This is a genomic window from Pseudomonas syringae (assembly GCF_000737245.1).
GTDB classification, from domain to species: Bacteria; Pseudomonadota; Gammaproteobacteria; order Pseudomonadales; family Pseudomonadaceae; genus Aquipseudomonas; species Aquipseudomonas syringae_J.
On record NZ_JPQU01000032.1, the window covers coordinates 36,592 to 61,874 of the forward strand.

General features: G+C 59.3%; 26 protein-coding genes. 10 read left to right on the top strand and 16 right to left on the bottom strand.

Annotated features, from left to right (window positions below):
• Positions 1-5 precede the first annotated feature (5 nt).
• The 10 genes from lpxK to IV01_RS14020 form a co-directional block, all read right to left on the bottom strand.
• Positions 6-1,001: a tetraacyldisaccharide 4'-kinase gene (gene lpxK / locus IV01_RS14065; RefSeq protein WP_032628267.1), complete on the bottom strand. Its 996-nt coding sequence runs from the start codon at positions 999-1,001 to the stop codon at positions 6-8.
• A gap of 25 nt (positions 1,002-1,026) precedes the next feature.
• Positions 1,027-1,458, bottom strand: coding sequence for an ExbD/TolR family protein (locus IV01_RS14060; RefSeq protein WP_032628270.1), 432 nt, complete (start codon positions 1,456-1,458; stop codon positions 1,027-1,029).
• Positions 1,455-2,129 (bottom strand): MotA/TolQ/ExbB proton channel family protein, encoded by a 675-nt coding sequence (locus IV01_RS14055; protein WP_032628272.1) that lies wholly within the window; start codon positions 2,127-2,129, stop codon positions 1,455-1,457. The genes IV01_RS14060 and IV01_RS14055 overlap by 4 nt, the downstream gene beginning before the upstream one ends.
• A 74-nt stretch (positions 2,130-2,203) precedes the next feature.
• Positions 2,204-4,429: a DNA internalization-related competence protein ComEC/Rec2 gene (locus IV01_RS14050; RefSeq protein WP_032628273.1), complete on the bottom strand. Its 2,226-nt coding sequence runs from the start codon at positions 4,427-4,429 to the stop codon at positions 2,204-2,206.
• A 143-nt stretch (positions 4,430-4,572) separates the two neighbouring features.
• Entirely contained in the window at positions 4,573-5,820 is a 1,248-nt protein-coding gene (rluB, locus tag IV01_RS14045; RefSeq protein ID WP_032628275.1) for a 23S rRNA pseudouridine(2605) synthase RluB, read from the bottom strand.
• A gap of 185 nt (positions 5,821-6,005) precedes the next feature.
• Entirely contained in the window at positions 6,006-6,197 is a 192-nt protein-coding gene (locus IV01_RS14040; protein ID WP_032628276.1) for a DUF1289 domain-containing protein, read from the bottom strand.
• A 138-nt stretch (positions 6,198-6,335) separates the two neighbouring features.
• Positions 6,336-7,103, bottom strand: coding sequence for an SMC-Scp complex subunit ScpB (scpB, locus tag IV01_RS14035; protein ID WP_032628278.1), 768 nt, complete (start codon positions 7,101-7,103; stop codon positions 6,336-6,338).
• 10 nt (positions 7,104-7,113) lie between these two features.
• Positions 7,114-7,872, bottom strand: coding sequence for a segregation and condensation protein A (locus IV01_RS14030; RefSeq protein WP_195758779.1), 759 nt, complete (start codon positions 7,870-7,872; stop codon positions 7,114-7,116).
• Positions 7,873-7,943: 71 nt separating this feature from the next.
• Positions 7,944-8,573, bottom strand: a complete 630-nt coding sequence (locus IV01_RS14025; RefSeq protein ID WP_154232211.1) for an L-threonylcarbamoyladenylate synthase — start codon at positions 8,571-8,573, stop codon at positions 7,944-7,946.
• Positions 8,574-8,586: 13 nt separating this feature from the next.
• On the bottom strand, positions 8,587-9,450 hold the full coding sequence (locus IV01_RS14020; protein ID WP_032628284.1) for a PHP domain-containing protein: 864 nt from the start codon (positions 9,448-9,450) through the stop codon (positions 8,587-8,589).
• 66 nt (positions 9,451-9,516) lie between these two features.
• Between IV01_RS14020 and IV01_RS14015 the strand changes: the two genes are divergently transcribed.
• The 6 genes from IV01_RS14015 to IV01_RS13990 all read left to right on the top strand — a co-directional run bounded on the left by IV01_RS14015 (position 9,517) and on the right by IV01_RS13990 (position 13,857).
• Positions 9,517-10,119 (top strand): septation protein A, encoded by a 603-nt coding sequence (locus tag IV01_RS14015; RefSeq protein WP_032628286.1) that lies wholly within the window; start codon positions 9,517-9,519, stop codon positions 10,117-10,119.
• Position 10,120: 1 nt separating this feature from the next.
• A complete protein-coding gene (locus IV01_RS14010; protein WP_032628288.1) occupies positions 10,121-10,420 on the top strand; it encodes a YciI family protein in 300 nt (99 codons plus the stop codon).
• Between the two features lie 238 nt (positions 10,421-10,658).
• A complete protein-coding gene (locus IV01_RS14005; RefSeq protein WP_032628290.1) occupies positions 10,659-11,069 on the top strand; it encodes a translation initiation factor 2 in 411 nt (136 codons plus the stop codon).
• A gap of 7 nt (positions 11,070-11,076) precedes the next feature.
• The gene (locus IV01_RS14000; RefSeq protein WP_032628291.1) at positions 11,077-11,754 is read left to right on the top strand and encodes a response regulator transcription factor; all 678 of its coding nucleotides are present in this window, start codon (positions 11,077-11,079) and stop codon (positions 11,752-11,754) included.
• 259 nt (positions 11,755-12,013) lie between these two features.
• Complete coding sequence (locus IV01_RS13995; protein WP_032628292.1) at positions 12,014-12,451, top strand: LTXXQ domain protein; 438 nt, start codon at positions 12,014-12,016, stop codon at positions 12,449-12,451.
• Positions 12,452-12,516: 65 nt separating this feature from the next.
• Positions 12,517-13,857 (top strand): HAMP domain-containing sensor histidine kinase, encoded by a 1,341-nt coding sequence (locus IV01_RS13990; RefSeq protein WP_032628293.1) that lies wholly within the window; start codon positions 12,517-12,519, stop codon positions 13,855-13,857.
• A 605-nt stretch (positions 13,858-14,462) separates the two neighbouring features.
• Here the strand turns inward: IV01_RS13990 and IV01_RS13985 are convergent.
• Positions 14,463-15,023: a nitroreductase family protein gene (locus tag IV01_RS13985; RefSeq protein ID WP_032628295.1), complete on the bottom strand. Its 561-nt coding sequence runs from the start codon at positions 15,021-15,023 to the stop codon at positions 14,463-14,465.
• Positions 15,024-15,185: 162 nt separating this feature from the next.
• On the opposite strand from IV01_RS13985, the gene IV01_RS13980 reads away from it, so the two are divergent.
• The gene (locus IV01_RS13980) at positions 15,186-16,640 is read left to right on the top strand and encodes a TrkH family potassium uptake protein (RefSeq protein ID WP_032628296.1); all 1,455 of its coding nucleotides are present in this window, start codon (positions 15,186-15,188) and stop codon (positions 16,638-16,640) included.
• A 95-nt stretch (positions 16,641-16,735) separates the two neighbouring features.
• Entirely contained in the window at positions 16,736-17,047 is a 312-nt protein-coding gene (locus IV01_RS13975; protein ID WP_032628299.1) for a DUF962 domain-containing protein, read from the top strand.
• Between the two features lie 25 nt (positions 17,048-17,072).
• On the opposite strand, the gene IV01_RS13970 is transcribed toward IV01_RS13975, so the two are convergent.
• Positions 17,073-17,900: a UDP-2,3-diacylglucosamine diphosphatase gene (locus IV01_RS13970; protein ID WP_032628300.1), complete on the bottom strand. Its 828-nt coding sequence runs from the start codon at positions 17,898-17,900 to the stop codon at positions 17,073-17,075.
• Between the two features lie 263 nt (positions 17,901-18,163).
• Here IV01_RS13970 and IV01_RS13965 point away from each other — a divergent pair, with 263 nt between their 5' ends.
• On the top strand, positions 18,164-19,051 hold the full coding sequence (locus IV01_RS13965) for a DMT family transporter (RefSeq protein ID WP_032628302.1): 888 nt from the start codon (positions 18,164-18,166) through the stop codon (positions 19,049-19,051).
• Here IV01_RS13965 and IV01_RS13960 read toward each other — a convergent pair.
• The 4 genes from IV01_RS13960 to recQ all read right to left on the bottom strand — a co-directional run bounded on the left by IV01_RS13960 (position 19,048) and on the right by recQ (position 24,500).
• A complete protein-coding gene (locus IV01_RS13960) occupies positions 19,048-19,344 on the bottom strand; it encodes a SelT/SelW/SelH family protein (protein WP_032628303.1) in 297 nt (98 codons plus the stop codon). The two genes, IV01_RS13965 and IV01_RS13960, sit on opposite strands and share 4 nt — an antisense overlap.
• A gap of 118 nt (positions 19,345-19,462) precedes the next feature.
• Positions 19,463-21,640 carry a FimV/HubP family polar landmark protein gene (locus tag IV01_RS13955; protein ID WP_032628304.1) on the bottom strand — a complete coding sequence of 726 codons (2,178 nt, stop codon included), beginning with the start codon at positions 21,638-21,640 and terminating at the stop codon, positions 19,463-19,465.
• A 103-nt stretch (positions 21,641-21,743) separates the two neighbouring features.
• Complete coding sequence (locus IV01_RS13950) at positions 21,744-22,178, bottom strand: MarR family transcriptional regulator (RefSeq protein ID WP_032628306.1); 435 nt, start codon at positions 22,176-22,178, stop codon at positions 21,744-21,746.
• A 192-nt stretch (positions 22,179-22,370) separates the two neighbouring features.
• Positions 22,371-24,500 (bottom strand): DNA helicase RecQ, encoded by a 2,130-nt coding sequence (recQ, locus tag IV01_RS13945; protein WP_032628307.1) that lies wholly within the window; start codon positions 24,498-24,500, stop codon positions 22,371-22,373.
• Positions 24,501-24,687: 187 nt separating this feature from the next.
• Here recQ and IV01_RS13940 point away from each other — a divergent pair, with 187 nt between their 5' ends.
• A complete protein-coding gene (locus IV01_RS13940; protein ID WP_032628326.1) occupies positions 24,688-25,275 on the top strand; it encodes a YecA family protein in 588 nt (195 codons plus the stop codon).
• Positions 25,276-25,283 lie beyond the last annotated feature (8 nt).

A 25,283-nucleotide genomic window follows, 5' to 3' on the forward strand; every position in this document is an offset into this window, starting at 1 on the left:
GCGAATCATGGCAAAAGACGTAATAACTGCGAATCGAACCAACTGACGAAAGCGTCGGATGGCACCGCATCCACAGCCAGGTACCACCAGTCGTCCGCCGCAAAGGGCCGGCATTTCACGGCATCCTTTTCGGTCATGACCAATGGCAGCGCTGGAGTAAAAGTCAGCGCCTGAGCGCTGAAAACGGCGTGGTCGGCGAACGCATGAGCGATTGGCCGCCAGTGTAGCCCTTCAAGGGTATTGAAGAAACGTTGCGGATTGCCGATCCCGGCCACGGCGTGCAGCGCCTGCCCGGCGGCAAAGAAATCTACCGGCTTGCTCTCGCCGCTGCGCAGATTGACCAGAGCCGATGGCTTGAGCTGAAAGGCATATCCGTCGTCCCGGTCAGCAATGGCACCGTTATAGAGCAGCGCATCCACGCTTTGCAGGCGCTCCACCGGTTCCCGTAATGGACCGGCAGGCAGACAGCGGCGGTTGCCCAGCCCACGGGCGGCGTCGATCAGGACCAGTTCAAGGTCACGAGCCAGTCGGTAGTGTTGCAAACCATCGTCGGAGAGAATCAGATCCAGAGGTTCGCTGTCGAGCAAAGCCCTCACCGCCCGACTGCGGTCCGGATCAATCATCATCGGCACGCCGCTGCGCTGCACAATCAATAAAGGCTCATCGCCCGCCTGACTGGCAGTTTGCTCGGCGGTGACCCGCCATGGAAGACTTGGCGGCTTGGCGCCATAACCGCGGCTGACCACACCCACCCGCAAGCCCTGCTTGCGACAGTGCTCGATCATCCACAGGATCAGCGGCGTCTTGCCGGTCCCGCCCACCGTGATATTGCCAACCACGAAGACCGGCACCGGGGCTTTGTAGATATCACCCTGACCGGCCAGAAAGCGCTCGCGTTTGCCTTGCACGACCCGGCGATACAGGCTTTCCAGCGGTCGCAGCAGCGCCAGCGCCGGATGACCCGCGTACCAGGCGTTGAGCAAACGGTCAGAAAGTGACATCAACAGGTGCCATCAAAAGGTGCCATTAATTAGCCGATGCGGCTTCCACGGTGGTCATGCGCAAATGGCTGAAGCCCAGTTTGCCGGCGGCATCCATCGCAGTGATCACCGCCTGATGCGGAGTCTTGCCATCAGCACTGATCGACAACGGCAAACTGGTGTCCCCGGCCGACTCACGCTGCAACGCGTCGATCAGCGTCGGCAGATCGTTCTTGGGCAGCAGTTGATTATTCAGGGAGAAGATCCCGTCAGCATTGATGGTGATATCCAGATGCTTGAGGTCGGCATCGGTTTCCGGGGTTCCTGTGACCGCTTGCGGCAGGTCCACACGCAGCTGGGTTTCGCGCGTGAAGGTCGTGGTCACAATGAAAAACAGCAGCAGGATGAATACCACATCAATCAACGAAACGAGGTTGATGTCGATATTCTCCCTGGCCTTGCGGCGACGAAACTTCACTTCTTGCGACCCTCACCCCGAGCCTGCAGCTTGAGTGCCGCTTTGGGATCGTTCAGATCCACATCACGGTCGCCCTGTACCACTTCGACCAGCTTGATGGCTTCCTGCTCCATGCCCACCACCAGCTCATCGACCCGGCTTTGCAGGTAGCGATGGAAGAAAATCGCGGGGATGGCGACGATCAGGCCCGATGCGGTGCAGATCAATGCCTTGGAGATACCACCGGCCAGCACCGAGGCATTGGCCGTGTTACCGGTTGCGTTGAACGAGCCGAAGATATCGATCATGCCCAACACCGTACCGAGCAAACCCAGCAACGGTGCCATGGCGGCGATCGAACCCAGGGTGCTCAAATAGCGCTCAAGATCGTGAATGACCCGGGCGGCAGCCTCTTCGATGCATTCCTTCATGATCTCGCGACCATGACGGGAGTTAGCCAGGCCAGCAGCCAGGATTTCACCCAGCGGCGAATCGGCGCGCAGCTCCTTGAGCTTCTCGCTGTCGAGTTTTTTGTCCTGGATCCAGCGCCATACCTGCCCCAGCAAATGCGGCGGCGTAATACGGCTGGCTCGCAGGGTCCAGAGACGCTCGATGATGATGCCGACCGCGGCAATGGAACTCAGAATGATCGGCAGCATCATCCAGCCGCCAGATTTGACCAGTTCCCACACAGTGACGACCCCCTCGGAAAAGTGGGCGCCACTCTAACATAGGGTCAGCGCCGCGCCGAAGTTTGCGATCAATATCATTCATTGAAGTCACGCCAGAAGCGTCTTTCATGGCGTTGAGACTGCGGCTGCCCGAAGGTTCCCAATTGCAGGCTGATCGCGCCAAGTTCGGCGCTGTCGTAAGGCGTAATACCCAGCCAGCCATAGCGCGCAATGACCATCGGGTGCGGGTGACCAAAGGCATTGTTGCGTCCTCGGGAAATCAGCACACCTTTCGGCCCGACCGCTTGGAGAAAGTTTTTCGACGACGAGGTCCGGCTGCCGTGGTGCGGTGCCTGCAGCCAGTGCGCACGCAGATCGAAGCCGCTGTCGATCAAGGCCCGCTCGGCAGCCACATCGATGTCGCCCGTCAACAGAAGCCTTTCACCCTGCGCATCAACCATCAACACACACGACGACTGATTCCCCTCCCCGGCGTGCTGCCAGCGCCAGATTGAAAACGTCACACCGTCCCACTCCCAGCGTTGATCATTTTCACAAAGCTGGGTATTCAGAAGAGCGGGCAATCTGGCCAGTTCACCACCCAGCACCCGCGCAACCGGCAAGCTTTGAAAAACAGCTAACGCACCCCCGGCATGATCGGCATCGGCGTGGCTGAGTACCATCAGGTCCAGTTTGGCCACGCCAGCCTTGCGGATGGCTGGCAGCACCACACGCTGACCGACATCAAACTCGCCAAAACGCGGGCCAGCGTCATAAAGCAGAGCGTGTTGCCGGGTTCGCAGCATAATTGCCAGGCCCTGCCCCACATCCAGTTGCAGCACTTGCACTTGACCGTGAGGTACGGTTTTCAACGGTGGGAACACACACAGCAGCAATAACGGCCAGCCCAACGGCCGCACGGGTAGCCCGCTGGGCAACAGCAGTAACACCGCGCCCAACAGACTCAGCAGCCAGACCCAGATCGGCAACGCGCTGGGTACCCAGGCGGGTAGCCAGTCAGCCATCCAGCCAAGGAACGTGAACAGCCATTGCAGCGCCCCGCCCGCGAGCCACAGCAGACTTTCCCCCAACAGCGGCACTGGCAGCAGCAATGTGCCGAGCAACGCAGGAGGCAACACCACGAAACTGACCCAGGGCACCGCGACCAGGTTGGCCACCGGCCCGCTGAGGCTGATGGGGAGGTTCAAGGCCAGCAGCACCGGCAATAAACCGATGGCAATCAACCATTGCGCGCGGGTCCAGCTGCGCAGCCAGCTCCAGGCGCCGAGCCGAGCGCTGAAAATCAGGATCAGAACCGCCACTGCGGCGAACGACAACCACAGACCGGGCCGCAGGCTGGCCAGCGGCTCCAGGATTAGCACCACATTAAGCGACAGCAAAAACGGCAAGGTCACGCCCAGATGACGAAAGCGCAGGCGCCAGATCAGGACCATACCCACCATCACACAGGCCCGCCGCACCGGCACGTCGAAGCCTGCCAGCAGGCCGTAAGCCAGCGCCGCGGCAAACGCCAGGCCGCACGCCCAAGGGAGCCAGGGCAGCGCTCGCGGCCAAAGCCCCCACCGGGCCAGACCGGCGATCAGCCCATACATCACCCCCGCCAGCAGGCCAATGTGCTGACCGGAGATCACCAGCAAGTGCACAGCACCCGTATTTTGCAGGACTTCCCAATCGGCGCGACTCAGGCCCGAACCGTCGCCCAGCACCAGCGCGGCCAGCCCGCCCTCACGCCCCTGTGCGTCCACGGCCAACAGGCGCTGGCGTATCCCGTCACGCCACCCGGACGCCACCGACGCCAGCCGCTCGCCATCTGCCACCGTGCCAGTCGCGCCAATCCGCTGGGCCAGCAGCCAGGCTTCATAATCAAACGCATCAGGGTTGACCAACCCGCCGGGCCGCTTGAGCTTTACCGCCAGCCGCCAGCGTTCGCCACTACGAATCTGCGGCCCGCCATACCAGGCCACGCGGATCAGCTCCGGCAAGCGGGTCCGGCGTGATTGGGGGTTTTCCAACTCAAAGCGCACCACTCCGTCAGCGGCAGCAGGCAAACCCACCACCTTGCCCTCCAGCCACAGCGTCTGGCCGTCGAGCCGTGTCGGCAATCGATCATTGAGCGCTGATTGGGCCGAGACACAAGCCCACGTAAAGCCCAGCAAAAACAGCGCCAGCGGATAGCTGCGAAACGGCAGCAGCATCAACGCCAGCACCGGCATCACCACTAACAACCAGACCGGTGGCAAGGTCGGTAAAAAGCGTAACGCCAGCAAACCCAAGGCGAACGCGAACATCCCTGTGCGCATACAAGCTCATCTCTGATAACCGCGAAGATCATCACAAGGCTTAGCGCAACCGGGAGCGAGCGTCGGAATCAAGTGTCACAAGGTCTGAATTTCAGGCAAAAAAAACGCCCATCCTGAGATGAGCGTTTTTTCACGACTGACGTTTACTGCGGTTTGCGACGACCGAAGCCCGGGCGCTGGCCCGAACCCGATGCCGGGCCACGGCGCTTGCCGGACGGCGCGTCGTCAACCAGGGTGATACCCGGACGTTTCGGCGACGGCTTGGCTGGCCGCTTGTTCATGTCGCTTGGACGCTCAGCCACTGGCGTGCCACGGCTGTTGTCGCTGCGACCATTGGCCGGACGCGGGCTGCGCGGCGACGGCTTGCTCGGATCGTTACGCTGACCACGGTTCGAATCGGTGCGCGGTGCAGCTGGACGCTGGGCCCGATCACGGTCGCTGCCGGTGATCTGCGGCTGACGCGGCGCACGATCGTGGGTCGGGGCGGCATCTTTCGCCGGACGCAATGTGCGCACGACCCGCTCGCCTTTGCCCAACGGACGGGACGACTGGCGCTGCAAGCGCTCAAGTTTGTCCTTGGTCTTGGCGTTCATCTGTGGCTGAGCCACAGGCGTCAGGCCCACTTCAGCACTGAGTACGTCGACTTCGTACTGGCTCATTTCGCGCCAGCGGCCCATCGGCAGGTCAGAGTTGAGGAACACCGGCCCGTAACGCACGCGCTTCAGACGGCTGACCACCAGACCCTGGGATTCCCACAGGCGACGGACTTCGCGGTTGCGACCTTCCATCACCACGCAGTGATACCAGTGGTTGAAACCTTCACCGCCTGGCGCTTGCTGGATATCGGTGAAGCGAGCCGGACCGTCTTCGAGGACAACGCCAGCTTTCAGGCGCGCAATCATGTCGTCGTCGACTTCGCCACGGACACGCACCGCGTATTCACGGTCCATTTCGAACGAAGGGTGCATCAGGCGGTTGGCCAGCTCACCGTCAGTGGTGAACATCAGCAGACCGGTGGTGTTGATGTCCAGACGACCGATGTTGACCCAACGGCCTTCTTTTGGACGCGGCAGGCGATCGAACACCGTCGGGCGACCTTCAGGGTCGTCACGGGTACAGATTTCACCGTCCGGCTTGTTGTACATGATCACGCGGCGCACCGTTTCGGCGGCCTCTTCACGCTTGATGACGCGGCCATCAACGCTGATCGCATCGTGCAGATCGACCCGTTGACCAAGGGTCGCGTCCTTGCCATTGACCTTAATCCGGCCCTGGCTGATCCAGGCTTCGACGTCGCGACGCGAGCCTACGCCAATACGTGCCAGAACCTTCTGCAGCTTTTCGCCTGCGGGTCCGATTTCCTGGCTGTCCTGCTTGTCTTTTTCACTCATCTGGGCACCTCCCGGTGTGTCGATTCAGGGGACGCCGAGGACCGGCGTGACCTGTTGCCTGGGCCGTGGATAGCCGCAGGACATCATTCTGATAAAGCTGATGGCGAGCATGAATCGCCAAAAGGTCGCGAATCATACGCTCACCCAGCGCAATGCGCATCAGAGCGTAGTCGAAAACAGGTGGGTTATTTCTTTTTCCGCCGACCGGCTTTCTTCAAATCCTTCAAGCGAACCGCCGAATCGGCGAGCACGCCTTTGCGTTCGTCCTTGTCCATTTTCTTCCAGCCCTTGATTTCCTTCTTGCTCCGGCCACAGCCGATGCAGATGTCGTCGTCGAATTTGCAGAGGCTGATACAGGGATTTTTGCTGCTGCTCATCACTAATGCCCTGCACAGAGACGGTATAAAACCTTGTGGGAGCGAGCTTGCTCGCGAAGAAGTCGGTACATCCGGCACATTTTTCTAGCAGGTAATATCGCTTTCGCGAGCAAGCTCGCTCCCACAGAGAGGCTGCGCCTACAGTGGACCGGCCCCGTCGTCTGATTCCTTATCAGGCTCATCCAGCAACAAATCATCAAAGTCGATCTTCAGACCCTGCTCCATGGAGTCAAGTTCGACCAACAGGCTGCGAAAACTGGTTTCGTCCCTGGGTTCTTCAGGCTCCGCATCAGGATCAATACTGGCGTCGGCCAGGGCTTGCAGATGCGCAGGCACCGGAGCGTCTTCGAAGTCCATCACCGGGTCAGGTTCCAGCTCACGCAAATCGGCGAGCGGCGGCAAGTCGTCGAGGTTTTTCAGATTGAAGTGATCGAGAAATGCCTTGGTCGTCGCGAACATTGCCGGACGGCCGGGCACTTCGCGATACCCCACGACTCGGATCCATTCGCGCTCCAGCAACGTCTTGACGATATGACTGTTAACCGCCACACCCCGCACGTCTTCAATCTCGCCACGAGTAATCGGCTGACGATAGGCAATCAACGCCATGGTTTCCAGCATGGCTCGGGAATAACGCTGGGGCCGTTCTTCCCACAGGCGCCCGACCCACGGGGAGAATTTCTCGCGGATCTGCAAGCGGTAGCCGGACGCGACTTCCTTAAGCTCAAAGGCCCTGCCTTCACAGGATTTACCCAGCAGCTGCAGGGCTTTCTTGAAGACCGGCGGTTCCGGACGCTCGCCCTCTTCGAACAATTCGAACAGGCGTTCCAGGGATTGCGGCTTACCCGAGGCCAATAGGAATGCTTCCAGCAACGGGGCCAGCTCGCGGGGTTCATTGAGGTTCATTGATCTGCTCTTATTCGGCTCGCGCCCGCACATGGATAACGGCGAAGGGCTCATTCTGCACCAGTTCCACCAAGGACTCCTTGACCAGCTCAAGCACGGCCATGAACGTCACCACCACGCCCAGCCGCCCTTCTTCGGCGGTGAACAGCTCGGCAAATGGCACAAACCCGCCACCCTTCAGGCGCTCCAGCACGTCACTCATACGTTCTCGGGTGGACAACGCTTCCCGGCTGACCTGATGGCTTTCGAACATGTCGCCACGGCGTAACACTTCGGCCATGGACATCAGCAGCTCATCCAGGCTGACATCGGGCAACAGTTTTCGCGCCCGGGCTTCAGGGGCGTCAAGTTTCGGTACAGTGACATCCCTTCCAACCCGGGTCAGTTGGTCGATGCCTTCAGCGGCTGCCTTGAAGCGCTCGTATTCCTGCAGACGGCGGATCAGTTCAGCGCGGGGGTCGTCCTCTTCGGCTTCAACCTCGGCGGAACGCGGTAGCAACATGCGCGACTTGATCTCGGCCAGCATGGCAGCCATGACCAGATATTCCGCCGCCAATTCCAGGCGCACGCTCTTCATCAACTCGACGTAGCCCATGTACTGCTTGGTGATTTCCGCCACCGGGATATCGAGGATGTCGATGTTCTGCTTGCGAATCAGGTACAGCAGCAGGTCCAGCGGGCCTTCGAAGGCTTCGAGAAAGACTTCAAGGGCATCCGGCGGAATGTACAGATCGATAGGCATCTGCGTGACCGCCTGGCCATAGACCATGGCGAACGGCAGTTCCTGCTGGGCCCCGGCCTGGCTGTCGAGAGTTTCGACGCTGCTTGTCGCTCCTGACATTACGCCTGCACACCAAAAGGTGAAGGGTCGCCGCAGCCAACGCGAATGACCTGCGGCTCACCTTCGGCCAGATTGATCACCGTTGATGCCGAAATGCCGCCAATCCCGCCGTCGATAATCAGATCAACCTGATGCTCGAGGATCTGGCGCATGTCGTAAGGATCGCTCAATGGCACTGTCTCGCCGGGCATGATCAGGCTGACGCTCATCAGCGGCTCGCCCAGTTCTTCGAGCAGCGCCTGAGCGATGGGATGCTCCGGAACCCGCAGGCCAATGGTGCGGCGCTTGGGATGCAGAATCAGTCGCGGCACTTCGCGAGTGGCATTGAGAATGAAGGTGTAAGGCCCCGGCGTGTGCGCCTTGAGCGCGCGGAAAGCCCCGGTGTCGACTTTGGCGAACAGGCCCAGTTGCGACAGGTCGCAGCACATCAGGGTGAAGTTGTGCTTGTCGTCCAGCTGCCGCAGACGGCGAATGCGCTCAATGGCGCTTTTGTCGCCCAATTGACAACCCAGCGCGTAGGACGAATCGGTTGGATAGACCACCAGCCCGCCGGCCTTGATGATTTCCACCGCCTGTTTAATCAGGCGCGGCTGCGGGTTTTCCGGATGGACCTGGAAAAATTGACTCACGGTAACTTCCTGTTCAGACGGCGGCAGTAGGCTGGTCATGTTTGAATCGAGCCCAAAGTGGCGGCAAGTCTTCGGGAACCGGGCGATAAATACCTATTTCGGCCCAGCCTCCCGGAGCATGAAAATCACTGCCGGCGGTAACCAGCAGACCAAATTCACGAGCCAGAATGGCCAGGGTTCCGACCTGCTCGGCAGGTTGCAGACCGTTGACCACTTCAATGGCATGGCCGCCGGCCTGAAGAAAGTCGGCGACCAGTTTACGACGCTTGCTACGGGTGAAATCGTAATGCGAAGGGTGCGCTAGGCTGACCCAGGCGTTGGACTCCCGCAAAGTGGCGACGGTTTCCTCCAGTGTCGGCCAGTGTTGCTTCACATCACCCAGCTTGCCCGCACCCAGCCATTTACGAAACGCCTCGGCGCGATCCTTGACGAACCCGGCACGCACCATGAAGTCGGCGAAGTGTGGTCGAGCCGGAGCATTGCCGCTGTCGCCCAGTTCTTGCTGAATGGCTCGGGCACCTTCCAGCGCACCGGGCATACCTTTGATCGCCAATTTTCGACTGATTTCTTCGGCTCGTAGCCATCGGCCATCATGCAAGCGGGCGATAGCCGCGACCAAAGCCGGAGCATCAACGGCAAAACCATAGCCCAGAATATGGATGGTTGCCCCGCCCCAGGTGCAGGAAAGCTCAACGCCATTCACCAGCTGCATACCTAGCGCATGCGCCGCCGTACGGGCCTCGGCGAGCCCTTCGAGGGTGTCGTGATCGGTCAGGGAAAGGACGCGCACGCCGTTTTCATAAGCACGGGCGACCAGAACCGAAGGCGCGAGGGCGCCATCGGAGGCGGTGCTGTGGCAGTGCAGGTCAACATTCATAGGTGGCGCTTTCGCTATCATTGATGTTTGTTATTATGCCGCCACATCCTGCTTCTGGCTGCCATTGTGAAACAATTCATCGACTTCATCCCGCTGCTGCTGTTTTTCATCGTTTACAAAATCGAGCCTCGCGCCGTCGATATCCTCGGCAATAGCTACATGCTGGGTGGTATTTTCAGTGCGACCGCCATGCTGATCGTCAGTTCAGTGGTGGTGTACGGCATTCTGTTCATCAAACAGGGCAAGCTGGAAAAGAGCCAGTGGCTGACGCTGGTCGCCTGCCTGGTGTTCGGCAGCCTCACCCTGGCCTTCCACAGCGAAACCTTCCTGAAGTGGAAGGCGCCGGTGGTGAACTGGCTGTTTGCCCTGGCTTTTCTCGGCAGCCACTTCATTGGTGACCGTCCGCTGATCCAGCGGATCATGGGCCACGCTGTGAGCTTGCCTCCAGCGATCTGGGTCAAACTGAACATCGCCTGGATCATCTTCTTCCTGTTCTGCGGTGCGGCCAACCTTTATGTGGCCTTCACCTATCAGGAATTCTGGGTGGACTTCAAAGTATTCGGCAGCCTGGGCATGACCCTGCTGTTCCTGATTGGCCAGGGCGTGTTCCTTGCCAAGCACATGCATGACCCGGCCGCGACGCCGCCAACCACAAAAACCGAGGACTGACATGCTCTACGCAATCATTGCTACAGACGTCGAAAACTCCCTGGAAAAACGCTTGAGCGTGCGCCCCGCTCACCTTGAGCGCCTCAACGCCCTCAAGGCTGAAGGACGCCTGGTTCTGGCCGGGCCGCACCCGGCGGTGGACAGCAATGATCCTGGCGCTGCGGGTTTCTCCGGCAGTCTGATCGTTGCCGAGTTCGAATCCCTGAGCGCCGCGAAAAGCTGGGCCGAAGCCGACCCGTTTGTCAAAGCCGGGGTGTACGGCAATGTTGTAGTCAAGCCTTTCAAGCAAGTCCTGCCTTAGTCCCTCGTCATACGGTGGGACCGGCGCGTGGGACCGGCTTTAGCCGGGAAGAGGCAGTAAAACCAGCACATTTACTGTGTCAGGAATACAGCCTTCCCGGCTAAAGCCGGTCCCACTAGCCGGTCCCACACGATTACTACTTCGCTCACTAATCATTCCCAACGCCCTGCCGACAACCTGTTGAATGCTCGACTCACTGTCGAGAACGCTGCCATTTTTAAAAACAACAGGAGTTCAGATGCGTTCAGGTTCGGTGTGTCTGCTGGTTATGATCTTGGCAACGGGTACCCCTGCCCTGGCCGAAGAAACGAACGGTTCAGCATCTCAGATGGTGCCTTCGCCATCTGTGGCGAATAACGTCAGCGACCTGCAACAAAGGCTGGCGGAAAGCGAGCGCCAACGCCTGGAGCTGCTCAAGCAAGTGCAGAATGTCGATGCTGACCGTGACGGCGCACTACTGAGTCGTCTTCGCCAGGAGAACCAAAGGCTCAAGTTGCAACTCAAAGAAGCACAATCCGTTGAACCGCAGCGCCTCCTCACCGAACAGCAGCAATGGTTCGTGACCGGTGGTGGTGTTGCGCTGATAGCCCTTCTGTGCGGTATCTTTGCTCGCGGTGGACGTAAGCAGCGTCGACAGTGGCTAAATTGAGTGAGAAATGAGCGAGCTGTTACTTATTGATGATGACCAGGAGCTCTGTGAGCTTCTAAGCAGTTGGCTGAGCCAGGAAGGTTTTCTGGTACGCGCCTGCCACGACGGCAGCAGCGCGCGCCAGGCGCTGGCCGAATCTGAACCTGCCGCCGTAGTGCTGGATGTCATGCTGCCCGATGGCAGTGGCCTGGAACTGCTCAAGCAATTGCGCAGCGACCACCCTGATCTGCCCGTGCTGATGCTTTCAGCCCGTGGCGAACCGCTGGACCGGATTCTGGGTCTGGAATTGGGTGCCGATGATTATCTGGCCAAACCTTGCGATCCTCGGGAACTGACAGCGCGTCTGCGGGCGGTATTGCGCCGCAGCCACCCGACGGCTGTCTCTACCCAGCTGGAACTGGGCGACCTGAGCTTCAGCCCGGTGCGCGGCGTGGTCATCATCGCAGAGCAGGAACTGACCCTTACTGTGTCCGAAAGCCGTCTGCTTGAGGCGTTGCTGCGCCAACCTGGCGAGCCGCTGGACAAGCAAGAGCTGGCTCAGTTGGCGTTGGGCCGTAAGCTGACGCTTTACGATCGAAGCCTGGACATGCACGTCAGCAATCTGCGCAAAAAGATCGGTCCCCATCCTGATGGCCGACCAAGAATCGTGGCATTGCGCAGCCGGGGGTATTTCTACAGCGAGTAGGACTGGAATCGGATCTATTGTGGGAGCGGTGCTTGCCCGCGATAAGGCTGGACTCGGTTCACTGTGGATTGCATCCAGCCTAATCGCGGGCAAGCACCGCTCCCACATTAGATCTGCGCCAGCCCTGGAGAATGTTGTGTCAGGCCACTTACAGGCCCTCTTTACCGAAGCTTTACAGACCCCTGACCGCTCTTGACCTTGATCTCCCTAAACTGGCCTCAACCGGTAACGAGCCGGATTCGAGACAAGGAGATACACCATGCGCAAGACTCTGATCGCTTTGATGTTCGCTGCTGCTCTGCCTACCGTCGCCATGGCGATGCCACCTGCAGACGGTCCTGGTTTCGGCGGCCCTGATGGCCCACGTGCTGGCATGCATCATGATCGCGGCCCTCTCGCCAAGCTGGACCTGACCCGCGAACAGCGTCAACAGGTCGGCAAGTTGATGGGCGAACAAATGCACAGCCGCAAGGAAGTCACCGAGAAGTACCTGGCCAAACTGTCTCCAGCGGACCAGAAGGCCATGAAAGACGAACTGGACGCCAAGCGTGCCAAGACTGACAGCGACATCCGCGCCCTGCTCAAACCTGAACAGCAGAAGGAGTTTGATGAAATGAAGAAAGAACGCGCCGCCAAAATGGCTGAACGTGCTGAATTCGAAGCATGGAAAGCGCAAAAGGCACAAAAAGCCCAGTAAGCTACTGCCCTACCTGAACCCGGCACTCCCCAAGCGTGCCGGGTTTTCTCATTTGAGGATTTCCTGTGCGCTCATTGTTCTGGCGAATTCTGGCCAGCTTCTGGCTAGCCATTGCCTTGGTTGCAGGCCTGTCGATTCTGCTCGGCCACATGCTCAATCAGGACGCCTGGATTCTCAGTCGGCATCCGGTGCTAAGCAAACTGCCGCAGAGCTGGACCGAGCTCTATGAAGATCAGGGCGCGGATGCAGCCCAAGAGTACTTGCAGCGTCTAAAGCGCAAGAATCACATGGACGTCCAGGTCCTCAATGACACCGGCGACCCGGTGGTTCGCGGTACATTTTCGCCACGGGCAGCGGCTCTTGAAGCCCGTCAGGGGGATGACCCCAGGCAACTGCCGTGGCGTCGCCTGACCAGTGAGTACACCAGCGACAAAAGCGGCGAAACCTACCTGTTTATCTATCGCATCCCTCACCCCGAGCTGGACGCCTGGCACCGCGACAGCCTGATGTGGCCATTAAGTGCGTTGGGTATTGCGCTGGTGGTGCTGACCTTGTTCAGCCTGCTGGTGACCTTGTCCATTACCCGTCCGCTGAGTCGCTTGCGCGGGGCGGTGCACGATCTGGGGCAGACCACCTACCAGCAGAACAGCCTGGCGCAACTGGCCAACCGCCGCGACGAATTCGGCGTGCTGGCCAATGACTTCAACCGCATGGGCGCACGTCTGCAAAGCCTGATCGGCAGTCAGCGGCAACTGCTGCGTGACGTGTCCCACGAATTGCGATCTCCCCTCGCACGCCTGCGTATTGCCCTGGCGCTGGCTGAACGGGCCGAACCTGCGGAGCGGGAAAAACTCTGGCCGCGCTTGAGCCGAGAGTGTGACCGCCTGGAAGCGCTGATCAGCGAGATTCTGGCGCTTGCACGACTTGATGCGGAGCTGAGCAGCGCCGAGCCGGTTGATCTCAAAACGCTCCTATTGCGCCTTAAGAACGACGCCAAACTGGACGGTGGCGATCAGCAGATTCGCGTTAACGTCCAGGACAACCTGCATTTGCATGGCTGGCCAGACATGATCGAGCGTGCCATGGACAACCTGCTGCGTAACGCCTTGCGCTTCAATCCCGACGGCCAGCCGATTGACGTGCAAGCCGCGCGGGTCGGCGACCGTTTGCAACTGAGCGTGCGGGATCATGGGCCAGGCGTTGCCACTGAATATCTCGCCCAATTGGGCGAGCCGTTCTATCGCGCTCCCGGCCAGACCGCATCCGGACATGGCCTGGGACTGGCCATCGCGCGCCGCGCCGCACAACGTCACGGTGGGGATCTGATCCTGAACAATCATCCGGAGGGCGGTTTTGTTGCGACGGTTGATTTGCCGGCGGAGCCGTTGGGATCGACTCCACCATAAAATCATCCTCCGCCATGGAGGCCTCGGACCTGTGGGAGCGAATTCATTCGCGAAAGCAATGTTACAACCGATGAAGATGCATCGAATGTAATGGTCTCTTCGCGAATGAATTCGCTCCCACGTAATCCACGGCGTGCGCAATTCTCTGTAGGAGCTGCCGAAGGCTGCGAATCGGTAGCCGCCTTCGCAGCCTTTGGCAGCTCATACCTTAACTCACGTAGCGCCATCCATCGCCGCAGTTGATCTTGATCTTGATCTTGATCTTGATCTTGATCTGCTTTTGATTTTGATCTTGGCGCCCCGTTAAACCACGCTGGCCGGAATCCGATGTTGAGGTGTGGGGCAAACCGGCAGGGATGCCGGTTTAGCCGCCCCAGGCCATGGATGGCCGTTGGCGGCGGCCCCACGAATCAATGTCGGATTACGGGCATGCCGAGCACCAGCGAGGGACCGAGTGGTGGGGCAAGAGCGTTTTGCTTACTTTTGACTGGGCCGGCATTCCGGCTCCATCAAAAGTGAGGCGCTGTAAAAGCGCAACCATAAGCAGCCGTTGCCGCAACACCGGATATGTACGCAAAAAAAGATGTGTACATACCCATCTGGCCCTAACCCTGCCACTCACTCACAAAATCCACCACATCCACTTTCGCGGCAATGCGCGGTGGGTTCAGCGGTGTGCCAAGGTATAGAAAAGCGATGACTTCTTCATCGGCTGTCAGGCCCAAACCTTTGGCGACCAAAGGCGAGTAAGACAACTCACCCGTGCGCCAGACCGCGCCAACACCCAATGCATAGGCCGCCAGCAACACGCTGTGCGCGGCGCAACCGGCGGTGATCAACTGCTCGGCCTTGGGCACTTTGTAGTGATCCTGCAACCGCGCAACCACCACCACGACCAGCGGCGCACGCAGCGGGCCCTGGCGAGCCTTTTCCAGGGCCTGGGTTGTAACTTCTGCGCCACTGGCTTGCAGCGCCTGAGCCAACAGGTCGCCCATGCGCTCGCGGGCCGAACCTTCTACAGTGATGAAACGAAAGGGCCGCAACTGACCATGGTCGGGAGCACGCATTGCCGCGTTGAACAGCACTTCACGCTGAGCGGCATCCGGGGCCGGGTCGATCAACCGTGGAACCGAAACCCGATTGAGCAATACGTCGAGCGCCTCCATGGGCTACCTCCTGAATAAGTGATGGGTCATTCTAGAGCCTGTGCACACGGATAACGAACCCGCAGGACAATTACTTACAAACTGTGTCGAACCCGCTGCGGTTTACATGCAGTGGCCCGCAGGTAGAATGTCGCCTTTCCTCGAACCAGTCAGAGTGACTACATGGCGTTGCCGACCCTTCGCATCATCGGTTTCATTATCGGCATCTTCCTGATCACGCTGGCCATCGCCATGATCGTGCCCATGGTCACGCTGGTGATATACGACCGTTTCGAGGATCTGCGCTCCTTTCTGTGGGCCAGCCTGATTACCTTTATTGCCGGTCTGGCGCTGATCACCCCTGGTCGGCCAGAGCATGTGCACCTGCGTCCGCGCGACATGTACATGCTGACCGTATCCAGCTGGATCGTAGTGTGCGTGTTCGCCGCGCTCCCATTCCTGCTGACGCAACACATCAGCTACACCGACTCATTCTTCGAAAGCATGTCTGGCATCACCGCCACCGGTTCTACAGTTCTCAGTGGTCTGGACAGCATGTCGCCGGGCATTCTCATCTGGCGCTCTATGCTGCACTGGCTGGGCGGCATCGGCTTCATCGGCATGGCGGTAGCGATCCTGCCGTTGCTGCGTATCGGTGGCATGCGCCTGTTCCAGACCGAATCCTCCGACCGCTCGGAAAAGGTCATGCCGCGCTCCCACATGGTGGCCAAGTTCATCGTACTGGCCTATGTCAGCATTACCGCCGTGGGCAGCGTTGCATTCTGGGCGGCGGGCATGAGCATGTTCGATGCGATCAATCACGCGATGTCGGCCATTTCCACCGGCGGTTTTTCCACCTCTGACCAATCGCTGGCCAAGTGGCCGCAACCCGCTGTGCATTGGGTCGCCATTGTGGTGATGATTCTCGGCAGCCTGCCATTCACCTTGTATGTCGCGACATTGCGTGGCCATCGTGGCGCGCTGTTTCGGGACGAGCAGGTGCGTGGCCTGCTTGGCCTGCTGCTGGCAACCTGGCTGGTGATGACCCTCTGGTACTGGTGGACAACCGATCTTCACTGGTACGACGCATTGCGTCATGTCGCGTTGAACGTCACCTCAGTGGTCACCACTACCGGCTTTGCTTTGGGCGACTACAGCCTGTGGGGCAATTTCGCCCTGATGTTCTTTTTCTATCTAGGGTTCATTGGCGGCTGTTCCGGCTCTACGGCTGGTGGCGTGAAGATCTTCCGCTTTCAAGTCGCCTACATCCTGCTCAAGGCCAACCTTAATCAGCTGGTCCACCCTCGCGCAGTGCTCAAGCAGACGTACAACGGCCATCGCCTGGATGATGAAATCGTCCGTTCGATCCTGACCTTCTCGTTTTTCTTCACCATCACCATCTGTGTCATCGCCCTGCTGCTCTCGCTGCTGGGCCTGGACTGGATGACTGCATTGACCGGCGCCGCGAGCACTGTGTCCGGCGTCGGTCCGGGGCTGGGTGAAACCATCGGTCCGGCGGGCAACTTCGCCACTCTGCCGGATACGGCGAAATGGATTCTGTCGTTGGGCATGCTGCTGGGTCGTCTGGAAATTATTACCGTGCTGGTGCTGTGCATTCCGGCATTCTGGCGCCAGTGATCGCAAAGGTTTAGAGTCAGCTGACGCGACGCCCAGATGACACGATTCTCAGCAGAGCCTAGACTCAATAGCGACCACGATCAGGAACTCCAGCCATGGAAACCGCCAAATCGTTTACCCGCTTCGCCGATTTTTACCCTTACTACTTGCAGGAGCATCAAGACAGCACCTGTCGACGCCTGCACTTTGTCGGCACCAGTCTGGTGATATTTTTGCTGGCATTCGTGCTGGGCAGTGGCAATTGGGGCCTGATCTGGCTGGTGCCGGTTGCCGGCTATGCCTTCGCCTGGGTCGGCCATTTCTTCTTTGAAAAGAATCGCCCCGCGACCTTTCAGCATCCGTTCTATAGCCTGCTGGGCGACTTTGTCATGTATCGGGACATGATTATCGGCAAGGTGCCTTTCTAAAAAGCGCATGCCTGAGCAACACCGATCAAAGCACCGGCTCGCTGGCCCGAATTTCCTCTTCGGCCAGCAATGCTTTCTCTCGCTGATGGGCATCGGCAAGCCGGAACAGCTCGATCGTGCCATCCAGATGCTCGATCAGCGCGGTACAAGACTCGACCCAATCTCCGCAATTGAGGTATTCCACCCCACCTACCTCGCGAATTTCCGCATGGTGGATATGCCCGCACACCACACCGTCCAGACCGCGTTTGACGCACTCGTGTGCGATAGCTTCTTCAAAGTCACTGATGAAGCTGACAGCGGTTTTGACCTTGTGCTTGAGATAGGCAGAGAGCGACCAGTACCCGTAGCCGTAGCGGGCCCGCCAATGGTTGAGCCAGCGATTGAGAGTCAGGGTGAATTCGTAGGCTGAGTCACCAAGGAAAGCGAGCCAGCGGTGATAGCGGGTAATCACGTCGAACTGGTCGCCATGAATCACCAGCAAGCGGCGTCCGTCGGCGGTGACATGTTCCGCTTCATCCACAAGCTGGATGTTGCCCAGAATCAGTTTCGAATAGCGACGCAGAAACTCGTCATGATTGCCGGTGACATAGATGACCTCGGTGCCGCGCTTGCTCATGGTCAGCAGGCGGCGAATCACGTTGGTGTGAGCCTGAGGCCAATACATGCCGCTGCGCAGCTTCCAACCGTCAATGATATCGCCCACCAGATAGATCTTGTCGGCCTGGTAGCCCTTGAGAAAACGCGACAGGTGTTCAGCCTGACAGTCGCGAGTCCCCAGATGCACATCGGAAATCCACAACGTGCGCACATGTTGCTTACGGCTGGGTTTGGCAAGCTGAGCACTGCTCATGGGCAACCTCCGGCAGGGTTTGAACCAGAGTGGCCCATGCCGGTTAATCGATTGTGACGGGGTTGTGGCAGTGACGTGACAATGCAGGCTGATAGAGTCCATCGCGATCTGCCACAGCGCTCTCTTTCAGCCAACGGGCCTCTGTAGGAGCGCGCTTGCCCGCGATAGCGGTGGTTCAGTCAAAGAAGTATCGTTTGACCCACCACTATCGCGGGCAAGCGCGCTCCTACAGAAAACATCCAGCCAATTAACCTGAGACAACCATGACCCCTCGCTCCGCCCTTGGCGCTTTGCATCTCGGCGCACTGATGTTCGGTCTAACCGGTGTGTTCGGCAAACTGGCCAGCGCCTCGCCCTCGGTCATCGTGTTTGGTCGCGGGATTTTCGCCGTGCTTGCCCTGGCCTTTTTCGCCCGTTTCGCCAGCGCCACAGCGTGGAAAACCCTGCGCCGCGCAGACTGGTTACGGCTGCTAGCCGCGGGCATGTTGCTGGCGGCACACTGGGTGGCGTTTTTCATCGCGGTGAAGATTTCCGGCGTCGCAGTGGCAACCCTGGGCTTCGCCAGCTTCCCGGCGTTCACGGTGATTCTCGAGGGGTTGCTGTTCCGTGAGCGAATCCGCAGTAATGAAATCGTGCTGGTTGTTCTGGTCAGCATCGGGCTGGTGCTGGTCACACCCGAGTTCGATCTGGCCAGCGAAGCCACCAGCGGCTTGCTCTGGGCAGTGTTTTCCGGGTTGACCTTCTCGCTGCTGTCCCTGATTAATCGCGTCAGCTCGAGCCGCATCCCGGCCGTGCAAGCCGCGCTTTGTCAGAATCTGGTAGTGGCTGCCTGTTTGCTGCCGATGGCAGCCCCGGAACTCGACAGCGTCTCGGCCATGGACTGGCTGTGGATCAGCCTGTTGGGGATTTTCTGTACCGGGCTGGCTCACAGCCTGTTCGTCGCCAGCCTCGCGGTGATAAAGGCCCGCACCGCCGCTGTGGTGTTCGCCATGGAACCGGTCTACGGCATTACCTTCGCCTGGCTGATTTTTGCCGAAACGCCCACCCTGCGCATACTGCTAGGGGGTGCTTTGATCATCCTGGCGATTGCTGTTTCCGCGCTGATGAGTAGCGTGAAGGCCTCGAAATCAGTCGTTGAGGCAAGCCACTAAGATGTTTTATCGCTGCTTTTATCGTTGTGTCCCAAGTCGCGCAGGGGATCTATCTGGTCCCGGACCCGCTGCTTGAGCGCCTTGGCGTCCGGAAACCCGCCGTCCGCTTTGCGCTCCCAGATCTGCACACCATCACAGCTGATAAAGAACACCCCACCGGTACCCGGCTGCAATGAGACTTTGCCCAGGTCATCGGCAAATGTGCTTAGCAGTTCCTGAGCCAGCCACGCAGCGCGCAACAGCCACTGGCATTGGGTGCAGTAGGTGATGGTGATTTCGGGTTTGGTGGTCATGGGAATCTCCAACAAACTAAGCCCTGTGCAGGCTATGTGGGAGCGAATTCATTCGCGAATGAATTCGCTCCCACAATGGGAATTGCGCCAGTCGATAGAACGTCAGGGCCTTACGGCTTTACAACCCCGCCAACAGATCCCGTGCGGTTTGCTGATGCTCTTCGTCGGACTCTTCGATCACTTCAAGCAATAACGCCCGAGCGCCCTCGATGTCGCCCTCGTCAATCATCACCTGAGCCTGATTCACCTTACTCAACGGCGCATCGTCCAGGTCGAGCAGGTCGAACTCCGAATTGTCATCCATGAAGCCATCGAGAAATGCATCGTCCAACGCGTCGCTGTTGGACTCGACGATAGGCACTTCATCGGCGAAATCACTTAAAAACCGGTCATCCGATATCTCATGCACTTCAGGATACTCGGTGAGGTTGGAGGCGAAATCCGGGTCTACTTCAGGTTCCGCCTCCACGGCAGGTTTGTTGCGGATCGTCGCTGGGGTTTCAAACGGATCCACCAGGTCCCAATCGGCATCCAGAGACAAACTGTCCAGGTTCAGCTGGAAATCATCCTCAGGTTCCGGATTCAAAGCGGCCGCTGCGCTCTCATCAAGCTCAGCCGGTTCTGCCGCAACATGGCTGGAAGCCAGGCCCACCGTGACTGGTGGTATCAGTGCCGTCGCTGCTGGAGGCGCATCCACCGGTAGCTGATCAGCCGCCTTGAGCTTCGGATAGCGGGAGCGAACATCCTCGACCTGCTGTGGCGGAACGCCGTTTTCAAGCGCTATGCGCTCTTCTGCGGCAAAGCCTGCCGAGTCGTTCTGTTCTCCCAGCAGTTCCAGCATCTTGATACGAATGTCAGTTCGCTCAGGCTGCTTGATCAACGCATCACGCAAAATACCCATGGCTTCAGCATAACGCCCATAGGCAATGTAGATGCTGACCCCATCCAGTGCATCAGGAGGGGCCGCAGCCGGACGGGAAGCAGCAGGACGTGATACGACCGGAGCGCTGACTGGCGCTACCGGAGCTGGCACTTCGTAAACCGGGACGGCAGGCGTCTGGGCCGGCTTTATCAGGTTATGTTCGGCCGAGACCGGTCCAGCCGAGTGCTCTTTCTGACGGTTGCGCCGTACCGAATACGCCAGTCCCAGCAGCAACAGCAAAATGGCAACCGCACCGAGCAACAGCGGAGAGGCCAGAATGGAGTCGCCCTCGGGCTGGGTCGGAGCCTGTGGCGCCGGGGCAGCCGGTTTGCTGGTGACAGGCGCCGAGGCGACAGGAGCAGGCGCTACCGGCACGGCCGCCGCTTGAGGGGCGGCCGACTCACGCTCAGCCAATGCCATCTGCAAGCCCGAAATCTGTTTGTCGCGACCTTCCATCTGCTCTTGCAGGCTCTGTAACTGCAGGCGCAGATCGTCCACCGTCTTGCTCAGCGCCTGATTTTCAATGACCGACGCCGTCAATTGCTGGGCATTACGGGAAGCAGCGGCAGCCGGTGCTGTGCCGGATTGTGTGGCTGCGGCAGGAACCGGGTCTGGCGTCCCATTGCTGCTGGGCAGGACCGCCGCATCAGGCAGCGCCAGGCTCTGGCCGATTTTCAAGATTGCGCCATCGCCGCTGTTGAAAGTCTGCGGATTCAGGGCCTTGATGCCCTCCGCCAGCTTGCTCGCCGAAGCATTAGCGCCACTCCCCTGCACACGGCGGGCAATGGAATTGAGCGTATCGCCACTGGCAACCACGTAACGTTTGCCTTGAGAGGCCGTCGGTGGGGACACGGCCATGCGTGACTGGGGCGCAGCCTGAGCGGTGGAATCGCGATTGCGGCTGCTGACGGCCGCACGCCCGGCGGCAGAAGTCGCCGGGTCCAGCAGCAAAGTGTATTCGTGCTGCAAGTCTCCGTTGGGGCGGCTCAACTGGACCAGAAACTGCAGATACGGCTCGGTGACCGGCTTGTTGGACACCACGCGAATCACGCCACGGTTACCTTTAATGACCGGGGTGAAGCGCAGGTCGTTGAAAAAGAACTGCCGATCAACACCCGCCCGGGCAAAAGCCTCTGGGGAAGCCAGCTTGGCAACGATGTCTTCGGCGGTAAGCCCGGCGGTTTCCACCAGTTCGATTTCAGCATTGAGCGGCTGGTTGAGCGCCGAATGCAGCGTGATATCGCCCATTCCCAACGCCTGAGCAAGCGTCGTGTGCAGCATGGATACCGAAGCCATGGCGGCGATCATCAAGCCACGACGGACGGCCGCCCTGGCAAACCCTGCTGGCGTCGCCGCCTGAGAACTGTTGCGCATACCAACCCTTATGGAAACCAAAGCAAGTTTCTCTGCAAATTCAATACAACGCGTGGACATTAATGTCCTGCTGCCAGTATGAGCGAGAAGCACCGCGTCCGCTTCAGGATCTTTCGAGGTTCGCCAGAATCTTCGTATGAACGCGCATACAAATCCGCAATTCTTCCTCGTCTATGCCAGCGAACAATTCGACTCGCAGCGCCGTGGCGATGGCTTCGATTTGTTGTATGAGAGGTCGGGCGCTGTCGCACAGGACGATTTTTTTTGCCCGGCGATCTTCAACGACGGCATGTCGCTGCACCAGCCCCTGGCTTTCAAGGCTATCGAGCAAACGGGCCAGGGTCGGGCCTTCGACGCCAACACTTTGCGCCAGTTCGCGCTGAGTGGGCGGTTCTTCGAAACGTGCGAGGTGCAGCAAAACCAGCCAGCGAGCCTGGGAAAGCCCCAGGTCAGCCAGACGTCTGTCCAGCTCTGCTCGCCATCCACGGGACATATTGGCAACCTGCATCCCGAAGCGGTGTTCATCAGTCATTGACATAGAAAACTCACAGTTAAAACTAATTATTAGTCAGCTAAGCATGGCGATGGGAGTGAGGCAAGTGCTCCTGTGACAGAGTTCCTGTGGGAGCGATCTTGCTCGCGAATGGAGTCATTCCGCGTCAAACTTCTGCCATTGAACCGCCTTCGCGAGCAAGCTCGCTCCCACGGGGTTCTGATGTCCCGCATTTCCTCAAACCTCAAACTCAGCCTGCAGCGCGGCCCGCACGCAATACAGCACACCTTCGGGCACACGGCCTGTGAATTGTTCGACAATGGCCGCAACCGGCGGCAGCTCTCCTTCGCCATCAAGGAACGCATCCTGGATTTCGCTGAGCAAATCCTCGGGCAAATCCAGTGCCTGCTCCAGGGACAACTGTTGCTTGCCAATGGCCTCGGCGAGCATGGTGTAGACGTTCTTTTCCGAACACTGCAACTGACCAGCAATCTGGATCGGGGTCATGCCTGCACGAGCAAGGCTGATCAGTTCGTGGCGAACATCGGCCACCACTTTAGGTGCCTCTGCGGTCCCGCCCAGTACTTCGAGAAACGCCTGGCCGTAACGCTCCAGCTTGCGGGCGCCCACGCCGCTGACCTGGGCCATGTCCGACAGGGTATCGGGCTTGCTGCGCAGCATTTCCAGCAGGGTCGAGTCCGGGAAGATGACGTAAGGCGGCACCCCATGTTCCTCGGCCAGCTTGCGTCGCAAGGCCCGCAATGCTTCCCATTGTTCGCGCTCCTCGCCTCGTACCAATTGACTGGCAGGGCTGCCGGAGCTGCTTTTCGAGGTGGTTTGCGGTTTTAGGTCGCGACGCAGTTCCAGGCGCACCTCGCCCCGCAGCAGCGGGCGGCACGAGTCGCTCAGGCGCAGGCCGCCGTACCCTTCCAGATCGATATCGGCCAGCCCGCGGGCCACAAGCTGGCGGAATAGCGAGCGCCATTCGCCTTCGGAGCGGTCCTTGCCCACGCCAAAGACCGAAAGATGTTGATGGCCGAAGCTCTGCACCTTTTCATTGGTCTTGCCCAGCAACACGTCCACCAGATGGCCGACGCCATAACGCTGGCCGGTGCGATAGATCGCAGACAGCGCCTGACGTGCTGGCTCGGTGGCGTCCCAGGTCTGCACGCCATCGACGCAGTTGTCGCAATGCCCGCACGGCTGCGGCATATCTTCATCGAAATAGGCCAGCAACGTCTGGCGTCGGCAGCGGGTTTCCTCGCACAACGCCAGCATGGCATCGAGCTTGTGTTGTTCCAGACGTTTGTGCCGCTCGTCGCCTTCGGAGTTCTGCAGCATCTGCTTGAGCATCAGCACATCTTGCAGACCGTAGGCCATCCAGGCATCGGCAGGCAGACCGTCACGCCCTGCCCGACCGGTTTCCTGATAATAGGCTTCCAGCGACTTGGGCAGATCCATATGCCCGACAAAGCGCACGTTGGGTTTGTCGATGCCCATGCCGAAGGCGATGGTGGCAACCATGATCAAGCCTTCCTCATTGAGGAAGCGCTTCTGGTTGGCGGCACGGGTTTCGCTTGGCAGGCCAGCGTGGTACGGCAGCGCCGGGTAGCCGTTTTCACAGAGAAAGGCCGAGACTTCGTCGACTTTCTTGCGGGACAGGCAATAGATGATGCCCGCATCGCTGCGCCGTTCGGACAGGAACGCCAGCAACTGTTTGCGCGGCTGCTCCTTGGGCACGATGCGGTAGAAAATATTGGGTCGGTCGAAACTGGACAGGAAGCGCTCGGCATTCTGCAGATGCAGGCGCGTGACGATTTCTTCCCGGGTGCGTTTGTCGGCGGTGGCCGTCAGGGCGATGCGCGGCACATCGGGGAACAGCTCGGCCAGTTGGCCCAGTTGCAGGTATTCGGGGCGGAAGTCATGACCCCATTGCGATACGCAGTGGGCTTCATCGATGGCGAACAGGGCAATTTGCAGATTCTGCAGGAAGGCCAGCATGCGTGGCTGAACCAGACGCTCTGGGGCAAGGTAAAGCATTTTGATTTCGCCCAGACGAATCCGGTTGGCCAGTTCCCGCTGCTGATCGGCGCTCAGGGTCGAATTCAGGGCCGCGGCTGAAACCCCAAGCTCTTCGAGGGTCGCCACCTGATCGTCCATCAAGGCGATCAGCGGCGAGACCACCACCGCCAGCCCGTCACGCAGCAGCCCAGGCACCTGGAAGCACAAGGACTTGCCGCCGCCGGTGGGCATCAATACCAGCGCATCGCCGCCGCTGGCCACGCGTTCAATAATGGCACCCTGGCGACCACGGAAGCTGTCATAACCGAAGATGTCTTTAAGTACGCGTTGTGCCTGTTCGAGCATAAAAACCCCAGATTGTCCTGCTGCACTGCAAAGCCGGGCAGTATACCCGAGGCATAAGAAGCAAAGGGCAGCATGGATATAAGCGGTCAAAATTAACTCAAGAGCGCATTGCGTGGCCCTCGCCGCTGGCGCCCAAGGCGCTCAGGGCCTAGAATTCAGCATCGTTTATTTTCAAGGTAGTCCGTCAATGTCCTTCGCTGAGCAACTAAACCGCCTGCAAGCCTTCCTCGATGCTGATGAGCTGCATGACGAGGCACTGGACTACGTGGCCGCCCATGGCTACCTGACCGCCCTTTCCATCTGTGCCGAATCCGTCCCCGAGCGGGAATGGATCGACGCCCTGTTCTCCGAGCCGCCGCATTACTCCGATGATGCCCAGCGCGCAGAGATCGAAGGCACGCTGATCCAGTTGCAGGCTCACATTGCCCGCCAACTGGCGTCGGATGAAGAATTTGAATTGCCATGCGACCTGGATCTGGGCGACGAGCCGGATGATTCCGATCTGCGCGGCTGGTGTATCGGCTTCATGGAAGGTGTGTTCCTGCGCGAAAGCGCCTGGTTCGAAACCGCCGAGGAAGAAGTCAGCGAAATGCTGCTGCCGATCATGGTCGGTTCCGGCCTGTTCGACGAGCAACCGGAATTCTCCGATATTGCTCAGGACGCCAACCTGATGGACGACATGATCGTCCAGATCCCGGAAGCGCTGACTGCCTTGTATCTGCTGTGCCAGGCACCGGACGAAAAACCGGCGATCCTCAAGCCTCGTCACCACTGAGTCTGCGC